The 15,379-nt window shown below is 43.0% G+C and carries 12 protein-coding genes and 1 pseudogene; 6 read left to right on the top strand and 7 right to left on the bottom strand.

What is annotated here, in order from left to right:
* The first annotated feature begins 40 nt into the window (after positions 1-40).
* Positions 41-1,591 (top strand): ABC-F family ATP-binding cassette domain-containing protein, encoded by a 1,551-nt coding sequence (locus tag A6755_RS01730; protein ID WP_034316019.1) that lies wholly within the window; start codon positions 41-43, stop codon positions 1,589-1,591.
* 106 nt (positions 1,592-1,697) lie between these two features.
* Here the strand turns inward: A6755_RS01730 and A6755_RS01725 are convergent, their stop codons facing one another.
* From A6755_RS01725 to A6755_RS01715, 3 genes are read right to left on the bottom strand one after another with little or no spacing between them, the layout of a single operon-like run.
* The gene (locus A6755_RS01725; RefSeq protein WP_244889615.1) at positions 1,698-2,885 is read right to left on the bottom strand and encodes a class I SAM-dependent methyltransferase; all 1,188 of its coding nucleotides are present in this window, start codon (positions 2,883-2,885) and stop codon (positions 1,698-1,700) included.
* Positions 2,886-2,918: 33 nt separating this feature from the next.
* Complete coding sequence (locus tag A6755_RS01720; RefSeq protein WP_063589631.1) at positions 2,919-3,833, bottom strand: phosphotransferase; 915 nt, start codon at positions 3,831-3,833, stop codon at positions 2,919-2,921.
* Between the two features lie 15 nt (positions 3,834-3,848).
* Positions 3,849-5,402, bottom strand: coding sequence for a DEAD/DEAH box helicase (locus A6755_RS01715; protein ID WP_063589630.1), 1,554 nt, complete (start codon positions 5,400-5,402; stop codon positions 3,849-3,851).
* A gap of 300 nt (positions 5,403-5,702) precedes the next feature.
* Here A6755_RS01715 and A6755_RS01710 point away from each other — a divergent pair, with 300 nt between their 5' ends.
* A complete protein-coding gene (locus A6755_RS01710) occupies positions 5,703-6,995 on the top strand; it encodes an NCS2 family permease (protein ID WP_063589629.1) in 1,293 nt (430 codons plus the stop codon).
* Between the two features lie 96 nt (positions 6,996-7,091).
* On the opposite strand, the gene A6755_RS01705 is transcribed toward A6755_RS01710, so the two are convergent.
* The 3 genes and pseudogenes from A6755_RS01705 to A6755_RS25790 all read right to left on the bottom strand — a co-directional run.
* The gene (locus tag A6755_RS01705) at positions 7,092-7,634 is read right to left on the bottom strand and encodes a hypothetical protein (RefSeq protein WP_063589628.1); all 543 of its coding nucleotides are present in this window, start codon (positions 7,632-7,634) and stop codon (positions 7,092-7,094) included.
* Between the two features lie 8 nt (positions 7,635-7,642).
* Entirely contained in the window at positions 7,643-8,836 is a 1,194-nt protein-coding gene (locus A6755_RS01700) for a ParM/StbA family protein (protein ID WP_063589627.1), read from the bottom strand.
* Positions 8,837-9,565: 729 nt separating this feature from the next.
* Positions 9,566-9,878 (bottom strand): annotated as a pseudogene (locus A6755_RS25790) (ParM/StbA family protein); the annotation flags it as partial.
* 343 nt (positions 9,879-10,221) lie between these two features.
* On the opposite strand from A6755_RS25790, the gene A6755_RS01695 reads away from it, so the two are divergent.
* The 3 genes from A6755_RS01695 to A6755_RS01685 all read left to right on the top strand — a co-directional run bounded on the left by A6755_RS01695 (position 10,222) and on the right by A6755_RS01685 (position 12,848).
* Positions 10,222-11,742: an FAD-dependent oxidoreductase gene (locus tag A6755_RS01695; RefSeq protein ID WP_063589626.1), complete on the top strand. Its 1,521-nt coding sequence runs from the start codon at positions 10,222-10,224 to the stop codon at positions 11,740-11,742.
* A 112-nt stretch (positions 11,743-11,854) separates the two neighbouring features.
* Positions 11,855-12,049 carry a YwbE family protein gene (locus tag A6755_RS01690; protein WP_034316239.1) on the top strand — a complete coding sequence of 65 codons (195 nt, stop codon included), beginning with the start codon at positions 11,855-11,857 and terminating at the stop codon, positions 12,047-12,049.
* 139 nt (positions 12,050-12,188) lie between these two features.
* On the top strand, positions 12,189-12,848 hold the full coding sequence (locus A6755_RS01685) for an SIMPL domain-containing protein (protein WP_063589625.1): 660 nt from the start codon (positions 12,189-12,191) through the stop codon (positions 12,846-12,848).
* A 359-nt stretch (positions 12,849-13,207) separates the two neighbouring features.
* On the opposite strand, the gene purU is transcribed toward A6755_RS01685, so the two are convergent.
* On the bottom strand, positions 13,208-14,110 hold the full coding sequence (gene purU / locus A6755_RS01680) for a formyltetrahydrofolate deformylase (RefSeq protein ID WP_034316032.1): 903 nt from the start codon (positions 14,108-14,110) through the stop codon (positions 13,208-13,210).
* 489 nt (positions 14,111-14,599) lie between these two features.
* Between purU and A6755_RS01675 the strand changes: the two genes are divergently transcribed.
* Positions 14,600-15,379 carry a transporter substrate-binding domain-containing protein gene (locus A6755_RS01675; protein ID WP_053536955.1) on the top strand — a complete coding sequence of 260 codons (780 nt, stop codon included), beginning with the start codon at positions 14,600-14,602 and terminating at the stop codon, positions 15,377-15,379.

Here is a 15,379-nt window from a genome sequence, read left to right as displayed (position 1 = left end):
CGTAGGGATTTTTTCAAATTAATTGGGAGGTTCAATATAAATGAGCTTACTTTCTATAGATAAATTAGCACACAGCTTTGGTGACCGTACCTTATTCAAGGATGTTTCCTTCCGCCTGATGGCTGGCGAACATGTTGGTCTGGTCGGGGCAAATGGTGTCGGGAAATCAACGATGATGAATATCATTACAGGGCAACTCATCCATGATGATGGCCGGGTCGAATGGACACCTGGTGTCGAATATGGCTATCTTGATCAACATACGATACTTTCAAAAGGTAAATCGATTCGCGACGTCTTACGGGATGCCTACTTGCCTTTATTCGAGCAGGAAAAAGCACTGAATGAAGTTACAGAGAAAATGGGTACTGCCACTCCGGAGGAACTTGAAGAACTCTTGGAACAAATGGGTGAAATCCAGGACAAGCTGGAAGCCGGCGGTTTTTACAATCTGGATATTAAAATTGAAGAAGCGGCCCGCGGTTTAGGGTTGGATGCAATCGGCTTGGACCGTGATGTCTCTGCCCTGAGCGGCGGACAGCGGACAAAGGTTTTATTAGCCAAGCTACTATTGGAACAGCCTGAAGTACTGCTCCTTGATGAACCGACGAACTACTTGGATGTGGAGCATATCCGCTGGCTGAGCAGCTACTTAAAGGAATATCCTAATGCATTCTTACTAATTTCGCATGACACTGAGTTCATGAACGGCGTCGTCGACGTCATCTTCCATCTTGAATTTTCTAAACTGACCCGTTACACGGCAACTTATGAAAAATTCCTTGAGCTGGCTGAATTGAATAAAAACCAACATATTAACGCCTATGAAAAACAGCGTGAATTCATTAAAAAGCAGGAAGATTTCATTGCAAAGAATAAAGCACGCTATTCAACGACCGGACGGGCAAAGAGCCGTCAAAAGCAATTGAATCGCATGGAACGCATCGATCGTCCTGAAACTGCAATGAAACCTACCTTTGACTTTAAAGAGTCACGTGCGAGCAGCCGTTATGTCTTTGAAGGTGAAGATCTGGAAATCGGATATGACCGCCCATTGCTTCCGAAGTTGTCCATGACCATCGAGCGGGGAGAAAAAATTGCCGTGGTCGGCTGTAACGGAGTTGGTAAATCCACTCTATTAAAAACGATTTTGGGTAAAATCGATCCTCTAGGCGGTAAAAGATCACTTGGCGATTTCCTTTTTTCTTCTTATTTTGAACAAGAAGTGAAAGCAGGCGATACGACGCCGATCGATGAAGTATGGAATGCATTTCCGCATCTGGATCAACCGCAGGTACGTGCGATTCTTGCCCGTGTCGGTTTGAAAAACGAGCACATTACACGTCCGATGAGCCATTTAAGCGGTGGGGAACAAGCAAAAGTGCGCCTTTGTAAACTCATGCTTACCGAAAGCAATTGGCTGTTATTCGATGAACCGACAAACCATTTGGATGTCGTTGCAAAAGAAGAACTGAAACGTGCATTGAAAGAGTATAAAGGAACGATTGTCCTTGTATGCCATGAACCTGATTTCTATGAAGATTGGGTAACCAAAGTATGGGATGTAGAGGAATGGTCGGCACAAAATTAATTTTTTTCGGGGATGCTGCAGAAGCGGCATCCCCTTTATTATGGAATAAATAAAAAGCTGACTGAAAACACTCCTTCAGTCAGCTTTCATTCCCTCATCATGCAGCTTAAACTCGTTCCGCCACCAAGGTATATGTTTTCGGAAGACCGATATCATGGATTTTATGATTCGGTTCTTCCTCGAGCACTTTAATAACGAGTCCTGATTGACCTATTGACGTTATAAGTTCCCCGATTGTCCATTTACGCTGTACAACTCTTGAAAGGCTCCCTTTTTCCTCATCCGGCATATGCTTCGAAAATGCGACCTCATTATTTTCGATTGCCGGAGCGAAATAGTTGCCTGTTATTTTATGTTTTTTACCATTTGAAGTAATGAGCTTTGTTGAAATCGGATGAAATTCATGCAGTACGAATCGGCCTCCGGGTTTCAGCATCTTTTTAATTTTTTCAAATAACGGCTGCAGATCTATTAAGTAATGAAGTACACCGAGCTCCATTAAAACCAAATCCTGATTCCCTGATTCATGCTCGAATGATAGCGAAAGGACATCCGAAACGATATACTCGATGGAGACATTGGCGCCACTTGCCAGCTCATTTGCAAACATTGCGTTTTCCTGGGAAAAATCAACAACTTTCACTTCTGCTCCCAATATGGCCAGTGCCACTGCCTTAACACCGTTCGATCCCATCAAATGTGTGATTTTTTTGCCGGATATTTCCCCCATATATTTATAAAAAGGGTGCAGTCTCCATTTTGGGTTTTGTTTGATTTTTGATGCCAATTCAACGGGATTTCCATAACGATTGACAAGCGCTAAATAATTATTCTGGTTCCAGGCTTGTTCATTTTCCGCTGTGAACCCCTTCTGCTCGGCTGATAAGTAAGCATGAATCTCGGCACTGAACTTTCTCATTTCTTCTTCGTATAAATAGCTGTATAACGACCTGCACCAAACCTCCATATCCCCCATCTTTATGGATAAACGATAAGGGTCCGTTTTAATGGTCGTGTTAAACCGGCAGCGAACAGTGACAGAAATCCCATCGACATCCATTAGAAAGAATGCAGTCTCAGGACTTCTTTCAGGCTTTGTTGGCGCGTATTCGGAAAAAAGATCCAAAGCCTCATTAAAGACATCCCATTGTACATCCATGCCGATTTTCTTATATTCATCGATATCCACTCCTTGTACGAAAAGCGCAGATCGACCTGTATATTGGTAGGGAATATTGGCTTGATCCAATATGTTCGCCATTAATGTGATTGCATGATAATAACTTGCCTTCATATGTACCTCCTAAACATCAAAAGAGCATGACAATTATTCTTCCATAGCAAATTTCAAACCGGTACTCGTAATGGCAATCAGCTCTTCATCGTGGCGATCTATGCCATAAACGAGTAATGTAACAAGCATATATATGGCTCTGAACCGGGCTAGGCTCTTTGTTTCCTTTTCGATTTCACCATAGATTTCGAAAAAAGCACTGCGCACCTCTTTTGGGAAATAACTGTATAAAAAGGAGAAATCAATGGCTGGATTCCCGATATGGACATCTCCCCAATCAATTACACCTGCGAGAACGCCTTCGTCATCAAGTAAAACATTCCGGATATGGATGTCTCCATGAACGAGCGAAATCGGATGCTGAACATCCAATTCACCTTCACCTAAGGTTTCAACAAAACCCTTAACTGCATGCGCCTGTTCAAAGTATCCTAGCTTTATTAGATTCGAGACATTTTCCATAAGTGATTTCTTTCGATAGGGTACATCAAGCCTCATCATCCCATCAGGCTGCACACCTAAACGCATAGCCTTTTCGACAGGGAAACTGTGAAGAACCTTCAAAAAGCGGGCAAATCTTTTTGCCGATTCGACCTTTTTTGCTTTTGTTCCTTCTACAGGCAAGTGTCCCTTCACCATTTTATAACCGGTAAAAGGATAAGGATACAAAGTGCTTGGTTTCCCAAAAAAGATTGGTTCAGGGATAGCAAGCGGAAAAGTGCCTGCAATGGAAGGCAAAAGCTGATTTTCCACTTGAATCAACGTAACTGCAATAGGGCGGCGGGGAAAACGGAATACAAATTGCCCATTGATTTGTATGACCGTGTTATCGAAACCCTCCCCAAGTTGCTCGATCTCTTTCAACTCAATTTCCGGAAACTGCAGCATGATCAATTTCCCTGCCAGCTCCAGAGAAACTGGATATTCCGCCAACCAAGGCTTGTTCACTCCCGTCTCCCCCTTTTACCGGTTTCTCCCTCTATTGGGGCTGCTGCCAGATCCACCTCTGCGATTGCTCGCGCCTTGTGTACTAGTTGATCTACGGCTGTCTCTTTGATCTCCTCGTGGATTGTCACGCTTTTGTCCACGGCCGTCTTCCGAGCGGCCACCCCGCGGATTCTCTCTCCTTGGTCCGCGGCCGTTTTCCGAACGAACTCCCCGTGAATCCTCACGTATAGACCCGCGGCTGTTTTCCATCCGGCCTCCACGTGGTTTCTCCCTCTCGACTTCACGATTGTCCGCTTGATTTACAGAACGGTGACTGCCCCGATTCGGTCCTCTCGTATCGATCCGTTCCCGATGTTTCCTTCCCCCTCCCGAACGCGGGCGGCGGGTACCCTCATCGGAAGGGTCTTCATGACGCTTCCTTTTTTGCCTCACCTCATCGGGTTGGAACATTTTCACTCCTTCAATCGTCCTTCTTTCAATTTTCATGGAGATCCCTTTTTCAATATCGCTTAATAGCTGAAGATCCTTCGTTGCTATGAAGGTGACAGCCAAGCCATTCTCACCCGCACGGCCCGTCCGCCCGATTCGGTGGATGTAACTTTCTGCATCCTCGGGAACATCGTAATTAAACACATGGGTTACGCCTTCTACATCAAGCCCTCGTGCAGCAACATCCGTCGCCACTAAATATTGAAGCTTTGCGTCTCTGAAGTTTTTCATGACACGTTCCCGCTTTGCCTGTGAAAGGTCACCATGAAGCTCTTCAGAATTGAATCCAGCTGCCTTCAGGGCATCATTCAATACCGAAACGCGACGTTTTGTACGGCAAAATATGATTGCAAGGTATGGCTGTTCTTCTTTGATCATGTTGATTAATGAAGATTGTTTGGCACGATCGGTCGTCTCGATGACAAGCTGCCTGATTTTCTCGACCGTTACTTGCTCGGCCTTCACAGCGGCAGTTAATGGTTTAGTCATGTAGCGTTTAGCCAATTGATGAACCTGTTCAGGCATCGTCGCTGAAAAGAGCAGCGTTTGGCGCTCCTCTGGAAGCTGTTCCATGATCTCTTCCACTTCTGGTAAAAACCCAATATGAAGCATTTGATCAGCTTCATCCAGCACAAGCGTTCCAGTTTGTGAGAGATCGATGGTGCCTCTTCGTAAATGATCTAATAACCTGCCGGGCGTGGCGACCACCACGGAGATGTTTCTTGTCAGCTTTTTCATTTGCTGCTCGACATCCTGTCCGCCATAAACTGCAAGCACTTGAAGTCCTTCGATTTCATCAGCGAATTTTTTCAATTCAGCAGTGATTTGCAAAGCCAATTCCCTTGTTGGCGTGACGATCAGTGATTGTATGTGGGATGCGGCGGGATCGACTTTTTCCAGGATTGGCAGCAAAAAGGCCAAAGTCTTCCCCGTTCCTGTCTGCGCCTTCGCGATGACATCCCTTCCAGCAAGGATATCGGGTATCGATTTCTCCTGAATCGGGGTAGGGGCGGATATTCCTATTTGCTTTAATATGTTGTTAATCGCCGGGCTGACGCCAAGGTCGATGAATTCTGTCATGTATGGGCCTACTTTCTGAATTTCTTCATTTAATTTACTGATAAATCCACTTAAATGGTAACAGCTTCCTTCATTTCAAGTCATTATCCTTAGTCTAAGCTATTTGTTAGTATATCATTATCTATTTTCGAGAAAACCTGTACCTTAAAATTTTTCATCCTATTGTACTTTAGTTATTTTTCTAATATAATTTATAAGATTTATTATCCATCTATCGAGCTACTTACTTGAAAAAGGGTAAGCATCTCCTCCTTGTAGATTTTTGCAAGGATTTTTTGTATATAAAAAAGGAGTGACCGCATGTTTAAATTAAAAGAACGGAATTCAAATATTAAAACGGAAGTACTTGCGGGGCTTACAACCTTTTTAACACTGGCTTATATCATCGTTGTAAACCCCATGATCCTTTCTGATGCGGGCGTTCCCTTCGACCAGGCATTCACAGCAACCATAATTGCAATAATAGTCGGTACACTATGCATGGCCCTTTTAGCCAATTACCCAATTGTCATAGCCCCGGCAATGGGATTGAATGCGTATTTTGCATACTCGGTATTGGGAACCCATGATATCTCATACACAGTTGCCTTCTCTGCAGTCTTTGTTACCGGTATCATCTTTATCCTTTTATCCCTAACCTCTTTCCGCTCAAAATTGATCGAGGCCATCCCTAATAACTTAAAGCATGCAATCAGTGCCGGAATCGGGCTCTTCATTACCTTCATCGGACTTCGTTTGTCAGGTGTCGTCACACAGCATGAATCCAACCTGGTTACCCTTGGAAGCTTCAGGGATCCCAGTGTGGCACTTACATTGGTTGGTTTGGTCATAACGATCGTACTGATCGTTCGCAATGTGCAGGGAGCGATATTCATCGGAATGATCGTGACTGCCATAATCGCTTTCTTTACAGGCCAATTGGAAATTAACGGTCTGGTTTCCACCCCTTCCTTACCTGAAGGGATAATAGTCGCCAATCCAATCACATCTATCGCCGATGTGATTAACTATGGGCTTTATGGCGTCGTCTTCTCCATTTTGCTTGTCATGCTTTTCGATACGACTGGTGCTTTATTGGGCATTGTCCGTCAAGCTGGATTGCTGAAGGAAAATAAGCTTGAAAAATCCGGCAGTGCCTTCTTTGCAGATTCGATCGGCACTACTGTCGGCGCCATGTTCGGCACAAGCCCGACCGCTGCCTCGGTTGAATCATCAGCTGGTGTAGGAGCGGGCGGCAAGACAGGTTTAACCGCGTTGGTGGTGGCCATCCTATTCTTAATAACCGCCTTTTTCAGCCCGCTGATAGGAGCTGTCTCAAATGTAGCGGCAATCACGGCACCTAGCTTGATCATCGTCGGAAGCATGATGATTAAGAGCATTAATGAAATTGACTGGACACACTTTGATGAATCATTCCCAGCCTTTTTGGTCATTGTCGCCATGCCTTTAACATCAAGCATCGCCAACGGGATAGCACTCGGATTCATCGCCTACCCCATTTTAAAAATGGCTAGAGGGAAATTCCGTGAAGTGCATCCGTTCGTGTACATGTTTGCCGTTTTATTTCTTTACCAACTGATTTTCCTGGCTTGATTATCTTAAGAGGAATCCTTGGTGGTTCCTCTTTTTTTAGCCCCCGCAAAGAAAAAGGAGGATATCCAACTTGTCGTCAGATATCCTCCTATATATTCACTGGTTCATTTGATCAAGAAAATCACCCAGGAGATCGTCAAGATTTTCCTCTTCAGGTTCTGTTTCTTCCTCTTGTTTTGAGGGTTCACTCAAATTCCAATCAAAGTCATCCAAATCTTTCTTAGGCAGGTCCTCCTGGACCTCCACGGGTTCCTTTTCCTCGGGCTCGGCCTGCACATACAATTCCTCACTCAATACATTATTATTCAAAGAGGCAAGCAAGGCCGTAGCGCGTAAAGGATCGGATAAAAGGTGGTACATAATCGTTCCAAGCATAGCTTCTGAGTGGGAATGCTTGAGCCAATCACGCTGAGATTTGCTTAGCTTGTTCGGCATAGGCAGGGCAATCATTTCCCGATCCTGATGGGTGGATTGCCCGACTCCATCGAGAACATACTCAGCAATTTTACTGGAAAAATTCCTTCTTTCCGTTTCCTTCAATTTCTGCAGCTGTCTTAACGTATAGTCTGAGACATCCGAAGGGATACGAAAAGTGATGGCTTGTCCTCTTTTAATTTCAGAAGAAGCTGTTTTTTTCATTCTCTCACCTATTTAATGGAACCCGTTCTTTGTTCTTTCTTCTTTTGCTGTGACTGATTCTGTTCCTTTGCATTCCGGCGATTAAAATCCGAAATCAATTTATAATAGGCGTTTGCCATCATCCAAACGCTTTCCCGTTCATCTTCGAAAAAGTCTATATTGTAGCCATCGAAATTTTGATTCAAGGTTTTCAAGTAGTCTTTCAGGACAATCGATCCCCCGCCTACAAAATAGCAGATTTCCGTTTGTGAATTTTTTTGCCATACGTTTCGAAGGTGGCGATATTGCTTTTTGGCCAGTTCTCCCAAAATACGGTCAACGATATCATGGACGCTTGTCCGGCTTCCGCGAACCATAATATGATTGCGATCATTTTTCTTCGTGATGATTTCGACGACATCGCGCCTGCTATCCAGCTCGACACCATGCTTCTTCCTGATTTCTTCACGAATCGATTCAAGGGCTTCAGCTACTCCCAAATTGAATCCTTGCGCTTTGTCATCGTCAACTTTACGATTTTTAATGACAGCGATATCCGTCGATAATCCACCGATATCCTGAATCAGTATTCTTCTATCTATTAATTCACGGTTAATGATATTCAAATCATTGTCCATGACTAAATTAATGTATGCGGCGAAGCCCTCTGGATAGACTTTCACTTCATCAAATTTGATATTAACCTTCATGCCTTGGTATTTAGGAGTAATTAAAAATTCCACCTGGTGGACTGAACCAAGTAATTTCGAGCGGTACCCGACGTCTTTCCCTTCTTTAACCTCCCGAAGTGGCAAGCCTGTTCCAAGCGTATAATTCGCTTCGACAACGTTATTTACTTTTTTGAACTTATCATTATTCCCTTGCTTGGCAGCATCCAATGCAATAGCCGCAAAAAGCATGACTAATGTTTGGTCTTCTTCTGATTTACTGCTCCCCAAATCCAGCTCTGTTGGGTTATCACTTTTTGTCGCTAAATTTCCGACACGATAAATGGCATTATTGTCTTGCAATGCTGGTGAATGCACTCTAATATGTAACCCTTCCAATGGGTTTTTTTCATCGAGTTCTTCGATTCCTATGACCGGACGATCTTCAATGTCTTTTGCAATGACATTTGGTATATATAGTTCAGACTCTAACTTTCCAAAAATAGCTTTAATTGCAGCATTTCCTACGTCTATTGCTGCGATTCTAGAACTCATCTAAAAACATCCCCTTTTTCATAAAAAAATTTAGGTGGAGCACTCTATTAAGCATAGAAAAGGTTTCTATATTAGTCAATGCTTCATAAGTTGTAGCTTTATCTGTCGAATTGTATTCATTTGTGTACACATTAGGAACAAATATGTACACACGTTATATATAGCCATGTGTACGCATTTGTAAACATGTTTACTTTTATGCGTACAAACTAACTATTTTTGTTTACATGTATACAATATTGCATACAAACAAAAAAACTAACTTTTAATAATCTTCTTCATATAAAAGAAAGCGTAAAAAAGGAGAATTTGGTCATGGTAATAAATTGGACAAACCACTAATGAAACGTATGAAAATATTAAAATCACCGAAAAAATACAGAACTTCCTCAATATCCGTAGCCATATTGGCGCAGCACTTTATCCTTCCTTCGTTTTCTAAGCTAGAAACAAATATACCAACTGATGTCTTAATTGTTGGTGCGGAATTACGGGTATCACTTCAGCTTATCTATTAGCCAAGCAAGGTGTGAAAGCTACATTCATTGAGGCAGACCCTTAATGGAACAACAGGCCACACAACCGCAAAAATCACGGTCCAGCACGGCTTGATTTACGACCAATTTATTACTGATCACAGTGAGGAATAGGCCAGACTATACTATATAAGGAACGGAGCTATCAAAGGATTGATAGAAGAACATTCTATTGAATGTACAAGATGCTTATGCTATACGCAAATACTAATGTTTGGTCCTCCTCTGATTTACTGCTCCCCAAATCTAGTTCTGTTGGGTTATCACTTTTTGTCACTAAATTTCCGACACGATAAATGGCATTATTGTCTTGCAAGGCTGGTGAATGGACTCTAATATGTATCCCTTCCAAGTTTTTTTACATCGAGTTCTTCGATTCCTATGACTGGCCCGATCTTCATGTCTTTTGCAATGACATTTGGTATATATAGTTCAGACTCTAACTTTCCAAAAATAGCTTTAATTGCATCATTTCCTACGTCTATTGCTGCGATTCTAGAACTCATCTAAAAACATCCCCTTTTTCATAGAAAAAATTAGGTGGAGCACTCTCGATAGAAGAGATTTTATATTTGTCGATGCTTCATTAGCTGTAGCTTGTTTTCAAATTGTTTGCAATAGGAACAAATATGTATACACCTTATATATAGCCATGTATACGTGTTTGTAAACATATATACATATTTGTGTACAAACTATCTATTTTCGTTTACATGTATACATATTTGTAAACGAACCAAATAATGTATTTTTTTAGTCTTTCTTCTTACAAAAATAAGCGTATAAATAGTGAATTTGGGTATGGTAATAAATGGACGATTCACTAATGAACTGTATGGAGGTATTCAAATGACTGAAAAAAATACAGACCTTCCCCGATTTCCGGAACCTTATTGGCGCAGTGCGTTGACATTCCCTTCTTTTTCTAAATTAGATACAGATTTAAGCACTGATGTCTTAATAGTAGGCGGCGGAATTACCGGAATCACATCTGCTTACCTACTTGCTAAACAAGGTGTAAAAGTCACACTGATCGAAGCAGGCCAAATCCTTACCGGAACGACAGGACACACTACAGCAAAAATCACGGCCCAGCATGGTCTGATTTACGACCAGTTGATCACTGACCATGGCGAAGAAAATGCCAAGCTTTATTATGAAGCCAATACAGATGGAATGAAGCTGATTAAAGACTTGGTGGAAGAACATTCCATTGAATGTAATTTGACTGCACAGGATGCCTATGTGTACGCAAATACGGATGAATATATAAGCAAAATCCAAAAAGAACTGAGGGCCTATCAAAAACTTGGCATTCGGGGGGATTATGCGGAGAATATCCCTTTCTCCATTCCATGTAAAGCTGCTGTGATAATGAAAGATCAAGCACAGTTTCACCCATTAAAATATTTAACCGCCCTCATTTCGACAATTCTCGATGCAGGAGGCACCATTTATGAACGGACAACGGCAATGAAAATTGAAGACGGCGATCCACCAACCGTTCTGACGGATACGGGACATTCCATCAAAAGCAATCAGGTCATCGTGGCCTCCCACTTCCCCTTCAATGATGAAAAGGGCTTATACTTTGCCCGTGTTCATGTAAGTAGGTCCTATGTGCTTGGCATCAGGACTGAACAGGAGTATCCAGGCGGGATGTATTACAGTGCAGACAGCCCTAGCCGCTCCCTTCGCTATACGGAATTGGACAATGGGGAAAAACTTATACTTGTTGGCGGAGATGGCCATAAAACAGGCCAGGGAATCTCGACGATCGAGCATTATGAAGCACTGAAGGACTTCAGTGCCCAGTATTTCGATGTGAAAGACATTCCCTACCGCTGGTCGGCACAGGATATCGTGACACCGGATAATATCCCCTTCGTCGGTCCAGTGACAGCCAACCAAAAAAACGTACTGATAGCTACCGGCTATGCGAAATGGGGAATGACGAATGGATCGATTGCCGCCAGGATCTTAACTGACCGGATTTTGCAAAAAGATAACCGGTATGCGGAATTGTATGATCCTGCCCGTTTAAAAGGCGTGAAGAATATTCTTCAAGATAATGCTGATGTGGCTAAGCATCTCATCAAAGGCAAATTGGCTGTCAATCATAAAACGCCGGAAGACATAGGAATTGATGAAGGAGCAATCGTGAAGGTGGATGGAGACAAAGCTGGGTGTTACCGTGACCATGATGGCCAGCTTCATATTGTTGATTCCACATGTACACACATGGGGTGTGAAGTTGCCTGGAATAGCGGCGACCGTACTTGGGATTGCCCATGCCATGGCTCCCGCTACTCCATCGCTGGTGAAGTGTTAAATGGTCCTGCTGTCGAACCATTGAAGAAAATTCGCTAACTGCCAATTTGTGATTTTATCTAATAGTCGACTGGGCCCGCCGTTTTCCTTATACTGAAGTTACTGCATGGTTGAATGGCTGCAAATAACTCTGAAAAGGAATGAATCGAACATGAACGGTAAAAACCGGAAAGATATTACCCCAGGTGCCTCTGTGGACATTGTACTTAAAGCAGATCAACGCACCGGAAAACTGACAAGTGGCACTGTAAAGGATATTTTAACCAACTCCAGCACCCACCCTCATGGAATTAAAGTAAGATTGACTGATGGCCAGGTGGGCAGGGTTCAAGTCATTCATAAGTAATGTGCACTCGGTCCAGGCCGAGTGTTTTTTTGTGATTGTTCGATGAATTAATGACAAAGGGGGATATTTCAATCATGTTTCCCATTTATAATTCGTACAATAGGGGTGAGATTATCTCTATAAAAAGGCTGGTGTCAAAATGAATCAAGAATACAATGCCCCCTTTAGGGATCATTACCGCACCGATGAACATATATTGAAAGTTTCCGGCTCAGAGACGCTATCTGCTGCTCCGGATCAAGCCACGATCACCCTTGGAGTCATAACAGAGGATGAGGACCCGCAAAAGGCCCAGCAAGCCAATTCCCAAGCAATCGCAAATGTCATCGTATCACTTAAATCCGCGGGCATTCCCGAAGAGCAATTGAAAACGAGTGATTACAGAATCGATCCACAATATGATTATATTGACGGAAAGGAATTGTTCAAGAACTACAAAGTCCAGCACATCATACAAGCCCAAACGACCGACATCGAGAAAATAGGCAGCATAATCGACACGGCCGTCAGAAGCGGTGCCAATTCAATCACCAGCATCCGCTTCTCTTTATCCAATCCAGATGCATACTATAACCAGGCACTTTCTCTCGCTTTAAAAAATGCATACGAAAAGGCTCTTTCCATGGCTCGAACGCTAGGAATCTCATTGAACCCAGTCCCTAATAGGGTTGAAGAACTATCTGAAACGGCAACTCCAATGCTTTTTCAAACAAGTACTCTTTCAAAAATGGCGACTACCCCGATTCAGCCTGGTGAATTGAACATAACTGCCTCAGTAAGGGTGGAATACTCGTACTAGCACTCACTTAATTCCATCATAAAAACCCCCCCTTAACCTAAAGGGGGATTCAGACTGTAGACAAATTAGAGAAGAACTAATTTACTTTCAATTCGGTTAAAAAGGTTCCAGGTGATTTCAGAAATCCGCTCCCTTTCCATCGACTGTCTGCCAAGACTCCTCGCCGGCAAGCGTCCCCGGGGTCTCAGCTAGCCAGTTATTCGGCAGGAGTGTCGCAAATTTCTTCAATCTAGTAAGGGTTTCATTCCTATAATCATGTTAAAAATATGCAGGATAATTCAGTATTCCACTAAAATCATGGTTCTAGGATGGGCGCAAACGGAACCCCCCCTTGGCAACCCAAAGGGGGGTTTTTCATTTTAAAAGACTACCGTTTTATTTTCATGAACAATGACGCGGTCCTCCAAATGCCATTTAACGGCACGTGCCAGCACCCGGCGTTCAGCAGAACGACCGATTTTCTTCATATCCCCGGCAGAATCACGATGGTCCACACGTTCGATATCCTGCTCGATGATTGGACCTTCATCCAAATCATTCGTCACATAATGGGAAGTCGCCCCAATCAGCTTAACACCCCTGTCATAAGCTCGTTCATAAGGCCGTGCTCCAATGAAGGCAGGTAAAAATGAATGATGGATATTGATGATCCTGTTCGGATGGGCCGCTACGAAGTCCGGCGTCAATATCTGCATATACCTGGCCAATACAATAAGGTCCACTTTGAATTCTTCCAAAAGTCCAAGCTGTTTAGTTTCCACTTCCTTACGTATATCCTTATTGGCAGGAATGTAATAAAACGGGATGCCCATCGATTCGACAATTTCCCTCGTATCTTCATGATTGCTGATGACCAGTGCAATGTCAGCCAATAAATCCCCGCTTTGCCACTCCCATAGCAATTCCAAAAGGCAATGGGGTTCCTTTGAAACGAAGATTGCCGTCCTCTTCAGATCACTCACATGATTAAATGTCCATTGCATCGAGAATGCTGTCGAAACTTCCTGGAATGCCAGTTGCATATCCGCTGCCTTGTCATTCAATCCTGGACAATCGAACTCGATCCTGGTGAAAAAGGTACCGCCCTCAGGATTCATCGAATACTGACTCAATTCAACAATATTTGCATCATATTCTTTAAGAAAAGCCGTAACTGTCGAAACAATTCCCGGCTGGTCCGGACATTTTATAATTAAACGGCCTCTATCTTGATTTCTTTCGCGATATTCCTGTAACTGCTCTTGCACAAAGTTGCTAACCATTTTCCCAACTGCCCTTCTTCTATTTTGCTATATTATACTTCAATTCATGGCCAAAATTAAAGTCAGTCAATCAAATCGGGACTTTGTTGGTAGACAAAATCAACATTGCCTAAAATACTCCACAGTTTTATCCCATCCCATTCATTAGATACGGTTATCATCAGTTTTTCGCTTTCGATAGCTAAATCATCAGCCTGAATTGTTTCAAATTTATCTCCAGAGCTGAATCTATCCTAAATTTCTTCACCTATTAAATAATGTTTGTCATTTTTTCAGGAAATTACATGTAATTTGGAAGGAAATGAAGGCAAAGGACGAGAACCTTTATGAAATGCATAGTGAAGGGGGATTCTTGAATGAAATGTCGGTATGATCTGGACAACCTTTTTGGTTTCAGTTTTATTTTCCATAGTTAATAAGGTTATTCATTGCCTCATAAGGGTATAGACCATTCTATTAGTTTTTTTCAAAGGGGGAAATGAAATTATCATGAAATCATCCGTTACATTCATTGTATCCATTCTGGCTGTTCTTGGTCTTCTGTCCGGCTGTGCCGAAAAGGACCAGCTGGAGGACGGGAGTAAGCTGATCAATGAGGACCAGTTTGTTTTCGCTGCCTCAGGTGAATTCAAGCCATTCAGTTATGTCAATGATGACATGACCGTAACCGGATTCGATATTGAAGTTGGCGATGCAATTGCAAAGGAACTCGACCTAGAACCTGTGCCTAAACGGATAAAGTTCAAAGGTATTGTGGAAGGTGTTAAAACCGGTCGGGCAGATGCCGCGGTTGCCAGCCATACAATCAATGAAGAACGAAGTAAACATGTTGCCTTCTCGACCCCTTATTACTACTCAGGTCCTCAAATTTTCGTCCGCCCGGATAGTGATATTAAAACGGTTGAAGATTTAAAGGGTAAGGAAGTTGCGGCTTCTAAAGGCTCCACGTACGCAACGACAGCAGAAAAATATACAACCAATGTAAAAACCTATGACAGTGATATCACCGCCCTGAAAGCATTGAGCGGAGGGCGTCATGATGCCGTCATCACCGACTTCGTAACCGGCAAGGAAGCCACCAAGGAAGGTTTCGACATCGAAGGAAGGCAATTGATCGAACGAAGCGAGCAGGCCATCGTACTGCCTGACGACAACCCTCAGCTGCTTGCACGCATCAACGAAGCTCTTGAAAACCTCCGTGAAGATGGAACGCTTGCTGAAATCAGCAAAAAGTATTTTGGTGAAGACATCACAACTAAGCCTGAATAA

The sequence above is a fragment of the Peribacillus frigoritolerans genome (assembly GCF_001636405.1).
Classification (GTDB): domain Bacteria; phylum Bacillota; class Bacilli; order Bacillales; family DSM-1321; genus Peribacillus; species Peribacillus frigoritolerans.
This window is presented reverse-complemented; position numbering and strand designations above follow the sequence as displayed.